16 protein-coding genes are annotated in these 20,461 nt (G+C 54.1%); 14 read left to right on the forward strand and 2 right to left on the reverse strand.

What is annotated here, in order from left to right:
* The first annotated feature begins 217 nt into the window (after positions 1 to 217).
* From ACA108_02975 to deoD, 7 genes are all read left to right on the forward strand, one after another.
* Positions 218 to 1,291, forward strand: coding sequence for a patatin family protein (locus ACA108_02975; GenBank protein XEX96521.1), 1,074 nt, complete (start codon positions 218 to 220; stop codon positions 1,289 to 1,291).
* Complete coding sequence (locus ACA108_02980; GenBank protein ID XEX96522.1) at positions 1,288 to 2,064, forward strand: TatD family hydrolase; 777 nt, start codon at positions 1,288 to 1,290, stop codon at positions 2,062 to 2,064. The genes ACA108_02975 and ACA108_02980 overlap by 4 nt, the downstream gene beginning before the upstream one ends.
* A 172-nt stretch (positions 2,065 to 2,236) precedes the next feature.
* Positions 2,237 to 3,514 (forward strand): NupC/NupG family nucleoside CNT transporter, encoded by a 1,278-nt coding sequence (locus tag ACA108_02985; GenBank protein ID XEX96523.1) that lies wholly within the window; start codon positions 2,237 to 2,239, stop codon positions 3,512 to 3,514.
* A 194-nt stretch (positions 3,515 to 3,708) separates the two neighbouring features.
* Complete coding sequence (gene deoC / locus ACA108_02990; GenBank protein ID XEX96524.1) at positions 3,709 to 4,488, forward strand: deoxyribose-phosphate aldolase; 780 nt, start codon at positions 3,709 to 3,711, stop codon at positions 4,486 to 4,488.
* A 60-nt stretch (positions 4,489 to 4,548) separates the two neighbouring features.
* Positions 4,549 to 5,871: a thymidine phosphorylase gene (gene deoA / locus ACA108_02995; GenBank protein ID XEX96525.1), complete on the forward strand. Its 1,323-nt coding sequence runs from the start codon at positions 4,549 to 4,551 to the stop codon at positions 5,869 to 5,871.
* Positions 5,872 to 5,923: 52 nt separating this feature from the next.
* A complete protein-coding gene (gene deoB, locus ACA108_03000) occupies positions 5,924 to 7,147 on the forward strand; it encodes a phosphopentomutase (GenBank protein XEX96526.1) in 1,224 nt (407 codons plus the stop codon).
* Between the two features lie 107 nt (positions 7,148 to 7,254).
* Positions 7,255 to 7,974: a purine-nucleoside phosphorylase gene (deoD, locus tag ACA108_03005; GenBank protein XEX96527.1), complete on the forward strand. Its 720-nt coding sequence runs from the start codon at positions 7,255 to 7,257 to the stop codon at positions 7,972 to 7,974.
* A gap of 108 nt (positions 7,975 to 8,082) precedes the next feature.
* Here the strand turns inward: deoD and lplA are convergent, their stop codons facing one another.
* Positions 8,083 to 9,099 (reverse strand): lipoate--protein ligase LplA, encoded by a 1,017-nt coding sequence (gene lplA, locus ACA108_03010; GenBank protein XEX96528.1) that lies wholly within the window; start codon positions 9,097 to 9,099, stop codon positions 8,083 to 8,085.
* 1 nt (position 9,100) lies between these two features.
* Positions 9,101 to 9,739, reverse strand: coding sequence for a YtjB family periplasmic protein (locus ACA108_03015; protein XEX96529.1), 639 nt, complete (start codon positions 9,737 to 9,739; stop codon positions 9,101 to 9,103).
* 229 nt (positions 9,740 to 9,968) lie between these two features.
* Here ACA108_03015 and serB point away from each other — a divergent pair, with 229 nt between their 5' ends.
* From serB to ACA108_03050, 7 genes are all read left to right on the forward strand, one after another.
* On the forward strand, positions 9,969 to 10,946 hold the full coding sequence (gene serB, locus ACA108_03020) for a phosphoserine phosphatase (protein ID XEX96530.1): 978 nt from the start codon (positions 9,969 to 9,971) through the stop codon (positions 10,944 to 10,946).
* A 12-nt stretch (positions 10,947 to 10,958) separates the two neighbouring features.
* Positions 10,959 to 12,341, forward strand: coding sequence for a DNA repair protein RadA (gene radA / locus ACA108_03025; protein ID XEX96531.1), 1,383 nt, complete (start codon positions 10,959 to 10,961; stop codon positions 12,339 to 12,341).
* 177 nt (positions 12,342 to 12,518) lie between these two features.
* The gene (gene nadR / locus ACA108_03030; protein ID XEX96532.1) at positions 12,519 to 13,751 is read left to right on the forward strand and encodes a multifunctional transcriptional regulator/nicotinamide-nucleotide adenylyltransferase/ribosylnicotinamide kinase NadR; all 1,233 of its coding nucleotides are present in this window, start codon (positions 12,519 to 12,521) and stop codon (positions 13,749 to 13,751) included.
* A gap of 725 nt (positions 13,752 to 14,476) precedes the next feature.
* Positions 14,477 to 16,378: a protease modulator HflK gene (hflK, locus tag ACA108_03035; protein ID XEX96533.1), complete on the forward strand. Its 1,902-nt coding sequence runs from the start codon at positions 14,477 to 14,479 to the stop codon at positions 16,376 to 16,378.
* 28 nt (positions 16,379 to 16,406) lie between these two features.
* Positions 16,407 to 17,411 (forward strand): protease modulator HflC, encoded by a 1,005-nt coding sequence (gene hflC / locus ACA108_03040; GenBank protein XEX96534.1) that lies wholly within the window; start codon positions 16,407 to 16,409, stop codon positions 17,409 to 17,411.
* Complete coding sequence (hflK, locus tag ACA108_03045; GenBank protein XEX96535.1) at positions 17,408 to 18,487, forward strand: protease modulator HflK; 1,080 nt, start codon at positions 17,408 to 17,410, stop codon at positions 18,485 to 18,487. The genes hflC and hflK (ACA108_03045) overlap by 4 nt, the downstream gene beginning before the upstream one ends.
* Positions 18,484 to 20,397, forward strand: a complete 1,914-nt coding sequence (locus tag ACA108_03050; GenBank protein ID XEX96536.1) for a heavy metal translocating P-type ATPase — start codon at positions 18,484 to 18,486, stop codon at positions 20,395 to 20,397. The genes hflK (ACA108_03045) and ACA108_03050 overlap by 4 nt, the downstream gene beginning before the upstream one ends.
* Positions 20,398 to 20,461: the final 64 nt, after the last annotated feature.

The raw sequence follows: 20,461 nt of genomic DNA on the forward strand, positions 1-20,461 counted from the left end.
GACCGACCAGAGAGCCAGTCAATTGACTGGCTCTCGCATTTTGTCAGATAAGTTTTTCAAAAGGCCAAATAATAATTTATAACCTTTAAATTTCGAGTTGCAGGTAGGCGGCAAGGGAGTGAGTCCCCAGGAGCTTACTAAAGTAAGTGACTGGGGGGAAGGAGTGCAGCCAACACCCCTGCAGCTTGAAAGATGAAGGTTAGAAAAGGAAAGCAGGGTGGGACTACGTATACCCGTTACGCTCGGCAATATCGCGCCGCTTGCGTCAAAACCGTTTAGTCCCGGCAAGCTTGCCATCATTTGTGAGGGTGGAGGGCAGCGTGGGATATTCACCGCCGGGGTTCTGGATGAATTCATGCGGGCGGAATTTAACCCGTTCGATTTTTTCCTTGGTACCTCTGCCGGTGCGCAAAACCTTTCCGCCTACGTCTGTAACCAGCCCGGATATGCTCGCCGCGTCATCACCCGCTTTACCACAACCCGAGATTTCTTCGATCCGCTGCGCTTCGTGCGCGGGGGTAACCTTATCGATCTGGACTGGCTCGTTGAAGCGACAGCGGCAAAAATTCCGCTTTCCATGTCCCATGCGGACAAGCTTTTCGAGACGGGCAAACAATTTTATATGTGCGCCTGCCGCAGCGATGACTATACGCCGGGGTATTTTTCGCCGACGGATGAGACCTGGCTTAACATCATCAAAGCTTCCAGCGCCATACCTGGTTTTTACCGTACGGGCGTAGATATCGATGGCATTAGCTACCAGGACGGCGGGATAAGCGATGCGATCCCGGTGCGGGAGGCCGTTCGCCTTGGCGCAGAGACGCTGGTGGTGATCCGCACCGTACCTTCCCAGATGTATTACACCCCGCAGTGGTTTAAACGTATGGAACGCTGGCTGGGTGACAGCAGCCTGCAGCCGCTGCTGAATCTGGTGCAGCACCACGAAGCCAGCTATCGCGAGATCCAGAGCTTTATTGAAAAGCCGCCGGGTAAACTGCGCATCTTTGAGATCTTTCCGCCGAAACCATTGCAGAGTATCGCCCTTGGCAGCCGTCTGCCGTCGCTGAACGCCGACTATAAAACCGGGCGTATGTGTGGCAGGTACTTCCTGGCCACCGTCGGCAGGCTGCTGGCCGATAAGCCACCCATCAAGCGCCATCGTCCGCGCATCGTCACGACGGGGCCGCTGGTGGTGCCGCCTGCAGCCGTCGCCAATGAGCCGTTGATAAAGCCCGTCATCGGCGCTACGGAGGCCAACGACGCTTCGTTTACCAGCGAGGACAGCGCGTGACGAACAGATTCTACGATACCCACTGCCATTTCGATTTCCCTCCCTTTACCGGCAGGGAGGCTGATAGCCTGGAGACGGCAAAAAGGGCCGGGGTGGAGAAGATCGTCGTTCCGGCGATCGAAGCCGGACGTTTCGCTACGGTACTGACGTTGGCCGCGCAGCATTCTGCGCTCTATGCCGCAGTTGGGCTGCACCCCATCGTCATCCATAAGCATAACGAGGCGTCCCTTACGCTGCTAGAACATCACCTGCAGCAGCAGCCGGATAAGCTGGTAGCCATAGGGGAGATCGGGCTGGATCTCTATATGGACGATCCGTTGTTTGACCGTCAGCAGACGATCCTCGACGCGCAGCTAAAACTGGCAAAGCGCTACGGTCTGCCGGTTATTCTCCATTCGCGCCGTACCCACGACAAACTCGCCATGCATCTAAAGCGCCATGCTTTGCCCCGTACCGGCGTTGTGCACGGCTTCGCGGGCAGCCTGCAGCAGGCGCAACGGTTCATCGATCTGGGCTATTACATTGGCGTGGGCGGGACCATAACCTATCCAAGAGCGAGCAAAACACGGGACGTGATGGCCCAGCTGCCCCTCTCGTCTTTGCTGCTGGAAACGGATGCGCCGGATATGCCGCTTAATGGTTTCCAGGGCCAGCCTAATCGTCCCGAACGCGTCGCTGATGTGTTTAACGCACTCTGCGAACTGCGCTGCGAACCCCCCTCCGACATTGCCAGAGCGCTGATTTACAATGCAGACAAATTATTTCTCTGGTAACTATTCAGTAAATTGATGTGATCCACGTCACTATATAAGACAATCGTTTGCTTACATTTGTAGAAATACGTGATGGCCATGGCAACCTGCCCTGATTCTGCCGCTATAATCCGCGCGTTGGGGGAAAGCCCTTATGGCTTTTCCTGTTTTCTACTATGCACAGGGAATATGTATGCAAATCCTCATGGGTCTGGTCGGCATGATAGTTCTGCTGCTGATCGCTGTTCTTCTTTCCAGCAACCGTAAAGCCATTAATCTGCGTACCGTTCTCGGCGCATGGATTATTCAGGTGGGTATCGGTGCGCTGATCCTCTATGTACCTGTCGGACGTAAAGTCCTGCTAGCCATGTCCGAAGGAGTGGCGAACGTCATTGCTTACGGCAACGCGGGGATCTCATTCCTGTTTGGCGGGCTGGTCTCTGACAAGATGTTTGAAGTGTTCGGCGGCGGCGGATTTGTTTTCGCGCTGCGCGTATTGCCGATCATCGTCTTCTTCTCCTCTCTGATTGCGGTGCTCTACTATCTCGGCATCATGCAGCTGGTTATCCGCGTCCTTGGCGGCGGCCTGCGTAAGGTGCTAAAGACTTCCCGCACCGAATCCCTCTCTGCAACTGCGAATATTTTCGTCGGGCAGACTGAAGCGCCGCTGGTTGTGCGTCCTTACATTGCGACCATGACCCGCTCCGAGCTGTTTGCGGTGATGTGTGGTGGTCTCGCTTCCGTGGCGGGCTCCGTGCTTGCGGGCTACGCGCAGATGGGCGTGCCGCTGGAATACCTGATTGCCGCATCGTTCATGGCGGCCCCGGGAGGCCTGCTGTTCGCCAAGCTGATCCTGCCTGAGACAGAAGTGCCAAACGATGCGCCCGAGCTGGAATCGATGAAAAACGATCCGGATCGCCCGGCCAACGTGCTGGACGCTGCTGCTTCCGGCGCGGCTTCCGGTATGCAGCTGGCGCTGAACGTCGGTGCAATGCTGTTGGCATTCGTTGCTCTGATTGCCTTGCTGAACGGGATGCTCTCCGGGATTGGCGGCTGGTTTAACTATCCGCAGCTTTCAATGGAGCTGATTCTGGGCTGGGTGTTCTCGCCGCTGGCGTGGATCATCGGCGTGCCGTGGAGCGAAGCGAACGTTGCCGGCTCGTTTATCGGCCAGAAGCTGATCATCAACGAGTTCGTGGCTTACCTGAACTTCGGCGAGTATCTCAAAGATGACGCAACCGTTGCGGCAGCTGGTTTGCAGGTACTTTCTGACCACACCAAAGCAATTATCTCCTTCGCGCTGTGTGGATTTGCTAACCTTTCTTCAATAGCCATTTTGATTGGTGGCCTGGGCAGCATGGCGCCAAATCGCCGCCATGAAATTGCTCAGCTTGGCCTGAAGGCCGTGGCGGCGGGTACGCTTTCAAACCTGATGAGCGCTACGATTGCAGGTGTATTCCTCGCGCTGTAATAAAAACATCAGTAATGTTATAATTCTAACATTCAACCGAATGATGGCGGGTTCATTACCCGCCAGTTTTTGCCTGTTATGGCAAGATCTGGCGCAGTATTGAAATGGTTACTTTGTTTTTTGTGAATTACGACGCAATTTAACCTGTCCTGTCAGTGTTATAATTTTAACATTGTTTTTTTACGGAGAGTGTTATGACCGATTTAACTGCAAGCAGCCTGCGCGCGCTGAAACTGATGGACCTCACCACCCTGAACGACGATGACACCAATGAAAAAGTCATCGCCCTGTGCCATCAGGCGAAAACGCCAGTAGGCAACACTGCGGCTATCTGCATCTACCCACGTTTTATTCCGATTGCGCGTAAGACGCTGAATGAGCAGGGCACGCCGGATATCCGTATCGCCACCGTGACCAACTTCCCACACGGCAACGATGATATCGGCATCGCGCTGGCGGAAACCCGCGCTGCTATCGCCTACGGCGCAGACGAAGTGGACGTCGTTTTCCCGTACCGCGCGCTGATTGCCGGCAATGAACAGGTTGGTTTTGACCTGGTGAAAGCCTGTAAAGAAGCTTGTGCAGCGGCCAACGTCTGGCTGAAAGTGATCATCGAAACCGGCGAGTTGAAAGAAGAGCGGCTTATTCGTAAAGCGTCTGAAATCTCAATCAAAGCTGGTGCAGATTTCATCAAGACTTCTACCGGTAAAGTGCCGGTGAACGCCACGCCTGAAAGCGCGCGCATCATGATGGAAGTTATCCGTGATATGGGCGTTGAAAAAACCGTTGGTTTCAAACCGGCTGGCGGCGTGCGTAGCGCTGAAGATGCTGCACTGTTCCTGTCTATCGCGGACGATCTGTTTGGCGCCGACTGGGCTGACTCCCGTCACTATCGTTTCGGCGCCTCCAGCCTGCTGGCCAGCCTGTTAAAAGCGCTGGGCCATGGCGACGGCAAAAGCGCCAGCGGCTACTAATCACTTCTGACGGCGATCTGTCCGATCGCCGCTTTTACCTGCTCACCTCAGGGGGTTACCTTGTTCCTCGCTCAAGAAATTATTCGTAAAAAACGTGACGGTCTGATGTTAAGCGACGAAGAGATTCGTTTCTTTATTAACGGCATTCGCGACAATACCATTTCCGAAGGGCAGATTGCCGCGCTGGCAATGACCATCTTCTTCCATGACATGACCATGCCGGAGCGCGTGTCGCTGACCATGGCCATGCGTGATTCCGGGACGGTGCTGGACTGGAAGAGTCTGGATCTGGGCGGCCCGATCGTTGATAAACACTCCACCGGCGGCGTGGGCGACGTGACCTCCCTGATGCTCGGCCCGATGGTCGCGGCCTGCGGCGGCTTCATTCCGATGATTTCTGGCCGTGGTCTTGGCCACACCGGCGGCACGCTCGACAAGCTCGAAGCGATCCCCGGCTTTGATATTTTCCCGGACGATAATCGCTTCCGCGACATCATTAAAAATGTCGGCGTGGCGATTATCGGCCAGACTAACTCGCTGGCCCCTGCGGACAAGCGTTTCTACGCCACGCGTGACATTACCGCGACCGTAGATTCCATTCCGTTGATCACCGCTTCCATTCTTGCGAAAAAGCTGGCCGAAGGTCTGGACGCGCTGGTGATGGACGTGAAGGTGGGCAGCGGCGCATTCATGCCAACTTACGAACTCTCTGAACTGCTGGCGGAAGCGATTGTCGGCGTTGCCAACGGTTCGGGTGTCAAAACCACGGCGCTGTTGACCGACATGAACCAGGTGCTGGCATCCAGCGCGGGTAACGCAGTAGAAGTACGTGAAGCCGTCCAGTTCCTGACTGGCGAATACGTTAATCCGCGTCTGCATGAAGTGACCATGGCGCTGTGCGTAGAAATGCTGATTTCCGGCAAGCTTGCCAAAGACGATACTGAAGCCCGCGCTAAGCTGCAATCCGTGTTGGATAACGGCAAAGCGGCGGAAGTCTTTGGCCGCATGGTTGCCGCTCAGAAAGGCCCAGCCGACTTCGTGGAAAACTATGCGAAATACCTGCCAACCGCCGTGCTCAGCAAAGCCGTTTATGCGGACCGCACCGGTTTTGTCGGCGAAATGGACACCCGTGCGTTAGGCATGGCGGTGGTTTCCATGGGCGGTGGCCGTCGTCAGGCATCCGATAATATTGATTACAGCGTCGGCTTCACCGACATGGCTCGCCTGGGGGATAGCGTAGATACCACTCGTCCGCTGGCAGTGATCCATGCGGCAAGCGAAGCGCAGTGGCAGGAAGCAGCGCGCGCCGTGAAAGCGGCAATCAAAGTTAACGATACCCAGCCGACAGAAACGCCAGAAGTCTATCGCCGAATCACCCAATAGCGGTATACTGATCCGATCGCTTTTTTACAGAGCACAAGGTACGGAGAATAATATGAAACGTGCATTTATTATGGTGCTGGACTCCTTCGGCATCGGTGCTACAGAAGACGCTGACCGCTTCGGCGACGTCGGTTCTGATACATTCGGGCACATCGCGGAAGCCTGTGCTAAAGGCGAAGCGGATAACGGTCGTAAAGGGCCGCTGAACCTGCCTAACCTGACTCGTCTGGGCCTGGTTAAAGCCGCTGAAGGCTCTACCGGTAAAATCCCGGCGGGCATGGACGGTGACGCAGAAGTTATCGGTGCTTACGGCTGGGCGCATGAGCTCTCATCCGGTAAAGATACTCCGTCAGGCCACTGGGAAATTGCGGGCGTACCCGTGCTGTTCGACTGGGGATACTTCTCCGACGTGCAGAACAGCTTCCCGCAGGCGCTGCTCGACAAGCTGGTTGAGCGCGCTAACCTGCCGGGCTATCTCGGTAACTGCCACTCCTCCGGCACCGTGATCCTGGACGAGCTGGGCGAAGAGCACATGAAAACCGGCAAGCCGATTTTCTATACCTCCGCCGACTCCGTATTCCAGATTGCCTGCCACGAAGAGACCTTCGGTCTGGATAAGCTTTACGAGCTGTGTGAAATCGCACGTGTTGAGCTGACCGAAGGCGGCTACAACATCGGCCGCGTTATCGCTCGTCCGTTTATCGGCGACAAGCCGGGCAACTTCCAGCGTACCGGTAACCGTCACGACCTGGCCGTTGAGCCACCGGCGCCAACCGTACTGAAAAAACTGGTCGAAGAGCAAAACGGGCAGGTGGTTTCCGTGGGTAAAATCGCGGATATCTACGCTAACGTCGGCATCACCAAGAAAGTGAAGGCGACCGGTCTGGACGCGCTGTTCGACGCCACCGTCAAAGAGATGAAAGAAGCAGGGGACGACACCATCGTCTTCACCAACTTCGTTGATTTTGACTCTTCCTGGGGCCACCGCCGCGATGTTGCCGGTTATGCCGGTGGTCTGGAGCTGTTCGACCGCCGCCTGCCGGAGCTGATGGACCTGCTGAAAGAGGACGATATCCTGATCCTCACCGCGGACCACGGCTGCGACCCGACCTGGAAAGGCACCGACCATACCCGTGAGCACATCCCGGTACTGGTTTACGGCCCGAAAGTAAAAGCCGGCTCTCTTGGCCACCGTGAAACCTTCGCGGATATCGGTCAGACCGTGGCGAAATACTTTGGCCTGTCCGACATGGACTACGGCAAAAACATGCTGTGATAAGCGTTGCCGGATGGCGCTACGTTTATCCGGCCTACGTGAAACCGTTTGCAGGCCTGATAACGCACAGCCGCCGTCAGGCAAAAATAAATTAAAAGGACAGAATAATGGCAACGCCACACATTAACGCAGAGATGGGTGATTTCGCAGACGTCGTGCTGATGCCGGGCGACCCGCTGCGTGCAAAACACATTGCGGAGACTTTCTTCGACGACGTACGCGAAGTGAACAACGTGCGCGGCATGCTGGGTTACACCGGAACCTATAAAGGCCGTAAAGTGTCCGTGATGGGCCACGGCATGGGCATCCCATCCTGCTCTATCTACACCAAAGAGCTGATCACCGATTTCGGCGTAAAGAAAATCATCCGCGTGGGCTCCTGCGGCGCGGTACGTGCTGATGTGAAACTGCGCGATGTGGTTATCGGTATGGGCGCATGTACGGATTCCAAAGTGAACCGCCTGCGTTTCAAAGACCATGACTTTGCAGCTATCGCCGACTTCGACATGGTGCGTAACGCGGTTGACGCAGCGAAGGCGCTGGGTGTTGACGCTCGCGTGGGCAACATCTTCTCTGCCGATTTGTTCTACACTCCGGATCCGCAGATGTTCGACGTGATGGAAAAATACGGTATCCTGGGCGTGGAAATGGAAGCGGCCGGTATCTACGGCGTGGCGGCAGAATACGGCGCAAAAGCGCTGACCATCTGCACCGTCTCCGACCATATCCGCACGCACGAGCAGACCACCGCCGCCGAGCGTCAGACCACCTTCAACGACATGATCAAGATTGCCCTTGAATCCGTGCTGCTGGGTGACAAAGAGTAAGTTTTGCTCTTAGTGAAAAAGGCGCCTGAGGGCGCCTTTGTTGTTTTCAATATTTATTCTTAAGTCTATTTCTCGCGCCTGGGAAAAGAGGGCGGAGCTGGCGGGAAATCAGCGCACCGTCTGAGCAATCCACGCGCTGACCTCCCGCAGCTCCATCTCCTGCTCGGGGAAATCTACGATCAGCGTTTCGCACTGCTCTTGCAGCATGTCGCTGCGGTACAGACAGCCTTGCAGGCGGGCAGCGAGGGCTTCCAGAGGGGCGGGATTCAGGCTGTCGGTGAAAATCTGCGTACGGGTTATGTGGCCTTTCTCTATGTCGAAGTGCAGCTCGATGCCGCCCCAGGTGAAACGCTGATCCAGCATGTGGCTGAACGCGGGCGCCTGGCCGAAGTTCCACTCCCAGCTGCTTTGCCTGGCGAAGGTCTCCGTAAAGCCCGGCAGGTCCGGCAGCGCATCTGGCGAGATGTGTTCGGCTTCTACGCGTTCACCATAATAAGTAAAGAAAGCCTCGCGTACCGCATCGCTGATTTGTTCGTGGGTCACGCCCGGCAGTAAATCGCTGAGGTTGGCAACCCGCCCGCGCACGGAAGTAATCCCTTTAGCCTGGAGCTTTTTCTTGTCCGGGTTCAGGTAGTTCGCCAGGCGGCTTAAATCGGCACTGAGCAGCAGCGTGCCGTGGTGAAAACCGCGATCCATCGTCTCTTTATAAGCCGACCCTGATACTTTGCGCGCGCCGTCAGGCGTTGACACTTCCAGATCGTTCCGCCCGGAGGCCGCCGCTTTGATGCCAAGCGAGTTCAGCGCGTTGACGACAATCGCCGTGGAGACGCTTTTGTCGTATTCCGGCTTCCCGGCCATAAAAGTAAAGCAGGTATTGCCCAGATCGTGGAAGACCGCACCGCCGCCGCTGCTGCGCCTTGCCAGCCGCACGTTATCTTCTTCCATACGTCTGGTGTTGCACTCTTTCCACGGGTTTTGCGCGCGGCCAATCACCACCGTATCGGCATTGCGCCACAGGAACAGCACCCGTTGAGTGGCGGGCATCTGGCGGAAAATACACTCTTCAACGGCCAGGTTAAACCAGGGATCGTATGAATCAGAAATCAGCAGGCGTAGCGTCGACATATCAGGATCCCTTTTCTTCATCTTCTTTCACTTCGGTATTGGCAGTCAGCAGGAAGGGGGACTGCTGCCAGCGGGTACGTTTACCCTGTAACAACGTGCGTGTGAGGACGATGCCAATCGCCAGCGCAAGAAGCATCATCAGGCGCAGAATATTGGTGGTGTTATCGACCTGTTTAGCCTCGGTTGGCAGGCTGTGGGTATCCAGCGTAATACGCAGGTAGCCAATTGGGCTGTCCTTATCAACGATAGGCTCAACGATTTGCTGATTAAAATAGCCGCCTGCTTTTTTACCGTCCAGCGCCAGTCGATCCCGTACGCCAACCCCTTCGCCCGCGCGAGCAACCTGATCGCCTTCGTCGTTATAGACGGCGGCATCCAGCACCCGGCTGTCATGGGTTAGTAAAGTCAGCAGGGTATTGATGCGCTTTTCATCGGGATTTTCTGATTTCATCAGCGGAATCAAAGTATAACTGACCTGGCGCGCCAGCGTACGTGCCAGCTCTTCAAGCTGCACGTTACGGGCCTGCTGATGGCCCTGGCTGAACCACGACGCTCCCTGCATTAAGGCGACCAAAAGTGCGAGACAGATAAGCACAATCACCGCACGATGGAGCCTGAATTTCATTTTTGCCCGAGCCATTTTGCACCTTCGATAAATTGCTTACTTTAATGTTGCCAGAAGCGGCGTGGACAGGGTAGCCTCATGCGTTGTTTGTTCTGGATACCCTCCATCCTTCAAATTGCAGGGGTGTTGGCTGCACTCCCTTACCCCAGTCACTTACTTCAGTAAGCTCCTGAGGATAAGCTCCCTTGCTGCCTGCCTGAAATTCGAATGCTAAAGGGTATAATAAACTTATTCAGGAGCCGTAATGCCAAATAGTCTGACCTGGTGCGATCTGCCGAACGATGTTGCTCTCTGGCCAGGATTGCCGCTGTCCCTCAGCGGCGATGAAGTGATGCCGCTGGATTACCGTGCTGGCCGCAGCGGCTGGCTCCTGTATGGCCGGAACCTCGACAAAGCATGTCTGAACCGCTATCAGCGCAAGCTGGGCGCCGCGATGGTTATCGTGACGGCCTGGTGTGTGGAAGATTATCAGGTTATTCGTCTGGCAGGCTCCCTGACACCAAGGGCAACAAAACTTGCCCACGAAGCCGGGCTGGACGTTGCGCCGCTGGGCAAAATCCCTCACCTGCGCACGCCTGGCCTGCTGGTGATGGATATGGACTCCACCGCAATTCAAATCGAATGTATTGATGAAATCGCGAAGCTCGCCGGTACGGGCGAAATGGTGGCGGAAGTTACCGAGCGCGCCATGCGCGGCGAGCTGGATTTTACCGCCAGCCTGAAACAGCGCGTGGCAACCCTGAAAGGTGCTAACGCTTCTATATTACGCCAGGTACGCGATGAGCTGCCGCTGATGCCGGGGCTGACGTCGCTGGTGCTGAAGCTGGAATCCCTGGGCTGGAAGGTGGCAATAGCCTCCGGTGGCTTCACCTTCTTCGCGGAATACCTGCGTGACAAGCTGCATCTGACCACCGTCGTGGCTAACGAATTGGAAATCTGCGACGGTAAGCTGACTGGCGAAGTGATCGGCCAGATCGTCGATGCTAAGTTCAAAGCCGAGACGTTAAAACGTCTGGCAACCAAATACGAGATCCCCGTCGAGCAGACCGTTGCGATTGGCGACGGGGCCAATGATTTACCGATGATTCAGGCCGCCGGGCTGGGCATTGCTTTTCATGCCAAGCCGAAGGTGAATGAAAAAACAGAGGTCACCATTCGTCATGCCGACCTGATGGGCGTCTTCTGCATTCTCTCCGGCAGCCTGATTCAGGAAGAAAGATAAGAGGATATTAAGGTGGCGAAAGCTCCAAAACGCGCATTCGTTTGTAACGAATGCGGTGCGGATTATCCGCGCTGGCAGGGGCAGTGCAGCGCCTGTCATGCCTGGAATACCATCACCGAAGTGCGCATCGCCGCCTCGCCAACCGTTGCGCGCAACGAGCGCCTGTCCGGCTATGCGGGCAGCGCGGGCGTCAGCAAAGTGCAGAAGCTTTCAGATATCAGCCTGGAAGAGCTGCCGCGTTTCTCCACCGGTTTTAAAGAGTTCGACCGCGTGCTGGGCGGCGGCGTGGTGCCGGGCAGCGCCATTCTGATTGGCGGTAACCCTGGCGCCGGTAAATCTACCCTGCTGCTGCAAACCCTGTGCAAACTCAGCGAACAGATGAAAACGCTATATGTCACCGGCGAAGAGTCCTTGCAACAGGTCGCCATGCGCGCCCATCGTCTGGGTTTGCCAACCGCTAACCTGAATATGCTTTCGGAAACCGGCATCGAGCAGATCTGCATGATTGCTGAAGAAGAAGCGCCGAAGCTAATGGTCATCGACTCCATCCAGGTCATGCATATGGCGGATGTGCAGTCCTCTCCCGGCAGTGTGGCGCAGGTGCGTGAATCTGCCGCTTATCTGACCCGCTTTGCCAAGACGCGCGGCGTGGCGATTATTATGGTCGGCCACGTCACTAAAGACGGTTCCCTGGCCGGGCCAAAAGTGCTTGAGCACTGTATAGACTGTTCGGTCATGCTGGATGGCGACGCGGACTCCCGCTTCCGTACCTTGCGCAGCCATAAAAACCGTTTCGGTGCGGTGAACGAGCTGGGCGTGTTTGCGATGACGGAACAAGGTTTACGCGAGGTCAGCAACCCGTCCGCAATCTTTTTAAGCCGGGGCGAAGAGATCACTCCGGGCAGCTCGGTGATGGTGGTCTGGGAAGGTACGCGCCCGCTGCTGGTTGAAATCCAGGCGCTGGTGGATCAGTCCATGATGTCAAACCCGCGCCGCGTAGCAGTGGGGCTGGAACAAAACCGTCTGGCAATCCTGCTTGCCGTGCTGCATCGCCACGGCGGGTTGCAGATGGCGGATCAGGATGTGTTCGTTAACGTCGTAGGCGGCGTGAAGGTCACCGAAACCAGCGCGGATTTAGCCCTGCTGCTGGCGATGGTCTCCAGCCTGCGTAACAGAGCGCTGCCGCAGGATTTAGTGGTCTTCGGTGAAGTTGGCCTGGCCGGTGAAATTCGCCCGGTGCCAAGCGGGCAGGAACGTATCTCCGAAGCGGCGAAACATGGCTTCAAACGCGCGATTGTCCCGCAGGCCAACGTGCCGAAAAAATTGCCGGAAGGGATGCAGGTTTTCGGCGTGAAAAAACTCTCGGATGCGCTGTCGGTGTTCGACGATTTATAATTCACACTGATGACAAATTTAATACGATTGAGTGTCGAAACTTTCTCACCAAAAATAACCAGGAAAATCAATTCATTGGTTTTCGGCTGCTAACCACAAAGAAGGAAAAACCACGCTTTTTCCTTCTTTGTCAGCAATATCATTGATTATTAATCCTATTTTGCAGGAGCAGGGAGCATGTCGTCTTTCGAATACCTGAAGACCGCAATTCGTCAGCAGAGCGTTACGTTGCAGCAGGTGGCGGAAGCCTGTGACATGACTAAGGGCTACCTCAGCCAGCTGCTGAACGCCAAAATCAAAAGCCCGAGTGCCCAGAAGCTGGAAGCATTACACCGTTTCCTGGGGCTGGAGTTCCCGCGCCGGGAGAAAACGGTCGGCGTGGTGTTCGGCAAATTCTATCCGCTGCACACCGGGCATATCTACCTGATCCAGCGTGCGGCAAGCCAGGTCGATGAGCTGCATATTATTATGGGCTACGACGAAACCCGCGATCGCGCCCTGTTTGAAGACAGCGCCATGTCCCAGCAGCCGACCACGGGTGACCGCCTGCGTTGGCTGCTGCAGACATTTAAATACCAGAAAAACATCCGTATTCATTCATTTAACGAAGAGAGAATGGAGCCGTACCCGCACGGCTGGGACGTCTGGAGCCGCGGCATCAAAGCCTTTATGGAAAGCAACGGCATTAACGCCGACCGCATCTATACCTCCGAAGAGAGCGATGCGCCGCAATTCACTGAACACCTCGGTATTGAAACCGTACTTATCGATCCGCAGCGTACTTTCATGAACATCAGCGGCGGACAGATCCGAGAAAACCCGTTTCGCTACTGGGAGTACATCCCCACAGAAGTTAAGCCGTTCTTTGTGCGTACGGTGGCGGTGTTGGGCGGCGAGTCGAGCGGCAAGTCGTGGATGGTGAATAAGCTTGCCAACATCTTCAATACCACCAGCGCGTGGGAGTTCGGGCGTGATTACGTCTTCTCTCATCTTGGCGGCGATGAGATGGCGCTGCAGTATTCAGACTACGATAAAATTGCCCTCGGCCACGCGCAGTACATTGATTTTGCAATTAAGTACGCCAACAAGGTCGCCTTTATCGATACGGACTTTGTCACTACTCAGGCATTCTGCAAGAAATATGAAGGGCGTGAACATCCGTTCGTCCAGGCCCTGATCGACGAGTACCGTTTCGACCTGGTGATCCTGCTGGAAAACAATACGCCGTGGGTGGCGGACGGGTTGCGCAGCCTGGGCAGCGACGCGGACAGGAAATCGTTCCAGAACCTGCTGGTATCCATGCTGGAAGAGAACAACATCAGCTACGTACACGTCGAAGATTCAGACTATGATTCGCGTTTCTTACGCTGCGTGGATCTGGTGAAAGAGATGCTGGGCGGGCAGGGGTAGCTCAGGGGGTGATAATAAAATGGGGCGCGCTTTGCGCCTCATCAGATAGACGGCCCTCTAAACTAGTTGAGAAACGGGGGAGGCCCATCAAACGCATTAATACAGAGCATAAAAGTTTACCATCTGGTTGGTGTTGTTTTTATATACATTATGTGGCCTTAGAGTATAAGCCTGAGTGCTATCGCTACAGGGATGGCGCTTGCCGAGAGGCTGACTACCTTGTCTCTGACAACCCCGATTTTTCAATGCCCATTAAAATTTTATTGTTCTTATCCCATGCGACGCTGGACCATATCGTGCTGAAAGCGGAATCCCCGCTCGAGAAAAATGGATAGAGGTGATGTGAAATTTAACGACCCTGTATCAAAAAAGACGACTTACTCACTCACTAACGGTGCATTCTGGTTTTAAATCATAATCTATTTGTGTTATTTATTTTTAATTAACTTTTTGCTTGCCTGAAAGCAGGCTTTGAATCATTTATACTTGTATTTATTATTTTCCCTGTAAAACATCGAGTTAGTGAAATCCACGTTTTTCAACATATTGTTCTCAGCGGTGCGCACACAACCTCCTCCTTTTTAATCTAAAAGATTTAGAATTAATAAAATAACAAATAAATATTATCCAAATGTGTACATCGCATAGCTTAATGCATGGTTGGTATGTTATAACATTTAGCGGTGTGTGCCCAATCACCTGTTTTGCAGGTTTTTTATTCTGTCATGTCGCTGGAGCTAATGGTGCCCGACTTAAAAAGTGAAAACTCTGCTCTGGAATCCCGTTTACGATCGCGTTTACTGTGGTGCAGAGCTATTGTGTGTGTGTTGCTGGGGGGGGCGGGTATTGCCTGGTTTACCCTCGAGCTGACGGAGAGCCAAAATATATGGGGAAATTATGGGCGTCCAATACTCGCCTCATTACTTCTGACATGTATCGTCATTGAAAACATATTGTGGCAGTTTACGTCAGAAAAATGCATTGCAAACAGCAGTGAGACGAATACTCGCGAAGACAAAGAAAGAAAATTTCTACGCTGGAAATTCCTGCTTTCTGCCAGAACGGTAAGCTGGTTAACGCATCTCACTCAGCTCGGGTTAACCGCATTAACTACACTACTGGCTATCAAAGTGGTAGCAGGGAATTTTTCTGCATCCACTTCCTTTATAGCGCCAGAAAATGGGCACATTCTGGCCGTATCTTTATTATTGGCACTCTGTTTCATATTGCTGGTGTGTGAGCGCATGCTCAGTTTTCGCCGAATCCGTCAATGGTCAGAACAGATGGCTGCCGTCGGGCTTCTCCGGGCATTACTGAGCATCTGTCTTCTGGTCATGCTGGCGCTGTTCGTCTCCATGTTTTCCGCAACGTTGGCATACTGGGTGATGGTTATCGCTGACGGTATTGTCCTGCTCATTGCCGCTGAGTTTCTTCTACGCACGATAGCTGCAGCCTGTGTAATGCCGACCAACAACCGAAAGCCAGTTTTTGTGACGCAAAGTTTTATTGCTGAACAATATCGCTGGCCGCTTCATCCTCTATTGATGCTGCGAAAAAAAATCATGCAACATTTCGGAGTGGATGTCGGCCAAATTCAAGCTTTCAGGTTGATGGGCAAGATCCTATTGCCCGTTGTTTGCGGGATCGCTATTACAGGCTGGTTAGCCAGCTGTCTGAATGAGGTCTCTGCCAACCAGCGAGGTGTATATGAACGTTTCGGCCGTCCTGTTGCTGTCTTATCCTCAGGGTTGCATGTGGGGTTGCCGTGGCCTTTTGGGCGGGTCATCCCGGTAGATTACGGTGCTGTTCATGAGCTACAGCTGAGTGATAACGCGCCCACACAAGAGGAAGCCGCTTTTAAAATAACCGATCCTATTGAAGGTCCTGCGCCTCAGGAAAGCTGGCGATTATGGGATAATACCCATACCACGGACCAGGCTCAGGTTATCGCCAGTGCTTTGGGAGATAAGCAGAGTTTCCAGATCGTGAATATGGATATTCGAATAATCTGGCGTGTGGGTATGAAAGATGCTGACGCCATGAATAGCCTTTACCAGACTGACGATCTTCCCACTACGATACAGCGTATCGCCCGACAGGTGTTGACCCAGTATTTTGCGCATCAACAGCTGGATTCTTTGCTCAATGAGCAGCGTGCCACCATGTCCGTTGCACTGAATCAAGAAATTCAAAAACGTCTTAATCGGCTCAATTCCGGGGTGGAATTATTGTATACACGGGTTGAATCAATTCACCCTCCGGCGGGAGCAGCCAACGCCTACCATGGGGTTCAGGCAGCACAAATCGCGGCAAGTGCACAAATAGCCCGTGAAAAGGGATATTCGTTCTCTTTAGCAAATGACGCGCAGCGTAAAGCGACAACGGCCATTAATTCAGCTGAAGCATCCGCGAATGAATTGCAGGCTAAGGCTAACAATGCAATGACGCGCTATAGCGCTGAACATAATGCCTGGAAAATCAATCCTGATGCCTATCTGAACGAGCGGCGCTACCAGACCTACAGCAGAGCGTTGTCCGGCACGCCGTTACTGATCATTGACAGCCAGCTGACTGCAACGAACGAGCCGATGCTCGACCTGCGTCAATTTTCTCAACCTTCACGATAGCACTGAAAGAATAAGGTCAGCCTGAACAATGAAAATCCGTACTATATCCACCGCCGCAACCGTCGGAAAAGTTGGATTAACTCCCGAAGTGAGGCGCCCATCGCGCATCGCGCCTGTAAAACGTTGGCTGCGTTATAGCATCGCTGCCTTGCTGGTGTTACTGGCGTTTCTGACCGCCTGCCTGGTTCAAGTGCATGCCGGTAATGCCACTATCATCACCCGCTTTGGCAGCCCGGCTCGCGTTATATTGTCTCCAGGCCTGGCATGGCGTTTGCCAGCCCCATTTGAAACGCCGGTCGAAGTCGATTTACGTAGTCGTTCAACATCCAGTGGATTGCAGGATGTCGGTACTCGCGATGGTCTGCGGGTGATTGTGCAGGCCTGGGCTATCTGGAAAGTCAGCCCAGAACAGCAGCACGTCTTGCGTTTTCTACGGGCTGTTCAAAACCAGCCGGATGAAGCCGCCCGGCAGATTCGGACATTTATTGGTTCCTCACTGGAAACCACCACCAGTAATTATGCCCTGTCCGAAATCGTCAACACTGACGGTTCAAAGGTCAAAATTCCTCAGTTGGAACAGCAAATTAAGGCGCAATTGAAAACCCAACTGCTTAACAGCTATGGCATAGAGTTGATTGATGTCGGAATTGAGCGCCTGACCTTGCCAGCGGTTACGCTGAATGCCACCGTTGACAGAATGCGCGCGGAACGAGAAACCATTGCCACCGAGCGTACTGCCGAAGGCAATCGTCAGGCAGCAGAAATTCATTCGAAAGCTGACAGGGATGCACGTATAACCGAGGCCAATGCCTCAATTAAAGCAGCAACCATTACTGCACAGGCGCAGCAGGACTCCGCAGCTATCTATGCCAAAGCCTACGCGCTTGACCCTGAGCTATACAATTTACTGCGTTCGCTAGATACGCTTAATGATGTCGTTAATAAAAGCACGCGCATTGTGCTTAGCACCGATGCTGCCCCGTTTAAGGCGCTGGTGCAGAAACCTGACAATGCTGAAAAGGCGAATCCATGAGAAAACAGCCCTTAGCGACATCCCCTTGGGGGCAGGCATACCGGATTGCATTTTTTAGTCTCTACGGTGCGACGATCCTGGCGGCTCTGGTGTGGGTATTTTCCAGTTTTCATCAAATAACTCCGGATACCCAGGCGGTGGTTTTTCGGTTCGGCAAGCCGATAAAAGTTGAAAACTCGGGAATGCTATTCGCATGGCCAAAACCCGTGGATAGGGTCGAAATAATCCCTGGCCCTGCGCGTATATTGCAACACGACGTATCTCCCTTGAAGCGACAAGAGCAGCTCAAGCAGCTTACCGGCGATCAGTACACCAGTGATGCCGGCGCCGGTGCAGGCTATTTGTTGACGGGAGATTCAGGCGTTGTCCAATTAAATATGCAGATTTTCTACCGAATCAATTCACCGCTACGGTATGTGCTTCAGCAATCTCATATTGATGCGATGATTGACCGGCTGGCGCTACGAGCCGCCACGCTGGTAAGCGCTGGACGCGATCTGGATACTATTTTGGTCGCTCGACCGGAAACGCTGCGCAACGACAGCCAGGCGGCCCAGGAGCGCTCACGGCTGCGCAGCGATTTGAAACAGATGATTGCGGGCGATATCGAGAAGCTGAAAGGGGGTGATAACGATCCGGGCATTACGATTGAACGTGTCGATATCGCCTCCTCGCTACCTGATAATGCCGTTGATGCCTTTAACGCTGTACTGACTGCAAGCCAGCGCGCGGAACAGAATATTGCCCAGGCGCAAAATGATGCCACTCTGAGTATGCAGAAAGCACAGCAGCAGGCCGATCGGGTCATTCAGCAAGCTAAAGCCAGCAGCAGTGAAATGCATGCCCGAGCCGAAGTGGCGACCCAGACGATCGTCAAGTTGGCACAGGCCAGAGCGACAGGTACCGATGCCGGTATGCTTTCGAGGATCTGGCGAGAAAAGATCGCGGCGGTACTGTCCCATGCCGGACAGGTTATTACCGTTACGCCAGACGATAAAAGTAAGCTTATTTTACCTGGTCCAACCCAACAGGTTGATCAACCAGCTTCAGGACAATGGTTTGGGGGGATCCCATGAGTCATCAATGTAGTCACGGACATATTCATCCTAACTTCAGTCAGGCTCTTCTTACGCCGGAAGAGCGGCGTAAAATGACCTTGCAACTTACGCTGGCAATGACCACTATTGGCCTGATATTACTAAGTTTATTATGGCGTTCACTTGCCCCACAGCAGCCTGCTATCAGCGATCTGCTGGCGGGGGTTGCGTGGCTAATTGTCGCAGTTCCCGTCTTCCGTGCAGGTTGGCATAGTCTGCGCCACCCGGATCTACATGGCGTAACGGATTTATTAATAGTACTGGCTATGCTTGGCGCGTGGGCTCTGGGGGACTTAATTACTGCCGCACTCTTACCTGTACTAATGATTTTTGGTCATATTCTTGAAGAACGCAGCGTGATGGGGACCCGGCAGGCGATTGCCGGCCTGACAAAACTTACACGCAGCAAGGCGCGCCGGGTACGCGCTGATGGGGGGCTGGAAGAGGTAGACAGCAGCGTTGTAGGGCCGGGTGATATTGTTGAAATTCGCGCCGGGGATAATGTTCCGGCTGACGGTAAAATCCTCAGTGGCTATGCAAGCCTTGACGTCGCGTCCATCACCGGAGAGTCAGTGCCACAGGAAGCTGGACCGGGCAGCCTGATTTTTGGTGGATCAATTAATCTCAACGGTTTGCTGCGGATGGAGGTGACACATTCCGGGGAGCAATCAACGCTGGGTAAAGTCATTGCTCTCATGAAGGATGCAGAGCAGGCCAAGCCGCCGATTACGCGTTTACTTGAACGCTACGCTTCGCATTACCTGGTACTGGTGCTGCTCATCGCTGCCAGTACCTGGTTCTTAACCTACGACAGCCAGGCGATGCTAGCGGTTCTGGTTGCGGCCTGCCCGTGTGCTCTGGTGCTCTCCGCCCCGGCCACCGCCATGGCCGGGATCGCTGTCGCTGCTCGTCACGGTATATTGATTCGTAACGCCGCCTTCCTTGAAGAACTGGCGGATGTCGATGCGTTGATTATTGATAAAACAGGCACCCTGACTCAAGGTCGTTTACGTTTGGCCGACGCGGTGCTGATGACGGGGTGTGAATATGAATGTGTTTTGCAGCTCGCCGCAACCCTGGGGGCTACCAGCAGTCATCCTGTTAGTCACGCCCTCGCGGAATATGCTACTGCCGGTAACGGGCTAGTTGTACAAGATGTTGAAGAGAGGCAAGGGCTTGGGATCGTGGCACGGACTGAGCAAGGCCTGGCCCTGCTGGGGCGCGCCGATTTGTTTACGGAATACGCTGTCGCCACGTTGCCCCAACCTGATCATCAAGGACCCATTGTCGGTGTGGCACTCAATGGTGAATTCCTGGGATGGTTATTGTTGGCGGATACCCTACGCCCTGAAGCGCCAGATGCGCTGAGGGAATTATCCTCGATAGGCATTGATAAACAGCTTCTGCTTACGGGAGATCGCCTTCAGGCGGCCAACGGTATTGCGCAAATGTTGGGTATCAAGGACGTAGTCGCCCAGGCCTTGCCTGCAACCAAACTGCAAGAAGTACAAAAAGCAGTTCGCGAGGGTTGGCGGCCTCTTGTTGTCGGGGATGGCATCAACGATGCTCTGGCGCTTAAAGCAGGGGCGGTCGGTATGGCAATGGGCGCAAACGGGGCGGATATTGCGCTGGTCTCTGCCGACGTGGTGCTGACGGGAAGCGATCTACGGCGTATCTCAACGGCTATTCGGTTGAGCCGTAAGTGCAGAAAAACGCTGATGATCAATGTGTTTATAGGCCTGGGCTGGACCATCCTGATTGTCGCTGCGGCGGCGCTCGGTTGGTTAGGCGGCGCGGGGGCGCTTATCGCCGCCTTGCTGCATAATTTGAGCACACTGATGGTGTTGGGAAATACTGGACGTCTGCTGCAGTTTGATGAAACACGATAATGATTGTCGCCCGGCGATTTTATAAGCCGGGCGAACAACTCATGAACCCGTTTCTCGTCTTAAC

Source organism: Dryocola sp. LX212 (genome assembly GCA_041504365.1).
In the GTDB taxonomy this organism is placed as follows: domain Bacteria; phylum Pseudomonadota; class Gammaproteobacteria; order Enterobacterales; family Enterobacteriaceae; genus Dryocola.

Coding starts and splice junctions, on each gene's coding strand:
- ACA108_02985 (XEX96523.1), top strand. CDS start 2,237: ATGCAAATCCTCATGGGTCTGGTCGGCATGATAGTTCTGCTGCTGATC.
- deoC (XEX96524.1), top strand. CDS start 3,709: ATGACCGATTTAACTGCAAGCAGCCTGCGCGCGCTGAAACTGATGGAC.
- deoB (XEX96526.1), top strand. CDS start 5,924: ATGAAACGTGCATTTATTATGGTGCTGGACTCCTTCGGCATCGGTGCT.
- deoD (XEX96527.1), top strand. CDS start 7,255: ATGGCAACGCCACACATTAACGCAGAGATGGGTGATTTCGCAGACGTC.
- lplA (XEX96528.1), bottom strand. CDS start 9,099: ATGTCGACGCTACGCCTGCTGATTTCTGATTCATACGATCCCTGGTTT.
- ACA108_03015 (XEX96529.1), bottom strand. CDS start 9,739: ATGGCTCGGGCAAAAATGAAATTCAGGCTCCATCGTGCGGTGATTGTG.
- serB (XEX96530.1), top strand. CDS start 9,969: ATGCCAAATAGTCTGACCTGGTGCGATCTGCCGAACGATGTTGCTCTC.
- nadR (XEX96532.1), top strand. CDS start 12,519: ATGTCGTCTTTCGAATACCTGAAGACCGCAATTCGTCAGCAGAGCGTT.
- hflK (XEX96533.1), top strand. CDS start 14,477: ATGTCGCTGGAGCTAATGGTGCCCGACTTAAAAAGTGAAAACTCTGCT.
- hflC (XEX96534.1), top strand. CDS start 16,407: ATGAAAATCCGTACTATATCCACCGCCGCAACCGTCGGAAAAGTTGGA.
- hflK (XEX96535.1), top strand. CDS start 17,408: ATGAGAAAACAGCCCTTAGCGACATCCCCTTGGGGGCAGGCATACCGG.
- ACA108_03050 (XEX96536.1), top strand. CDS start 18,484: ATGAGTCATCAATGTAGTCACGGACATATTCATCCTAACTTCAGTCAG.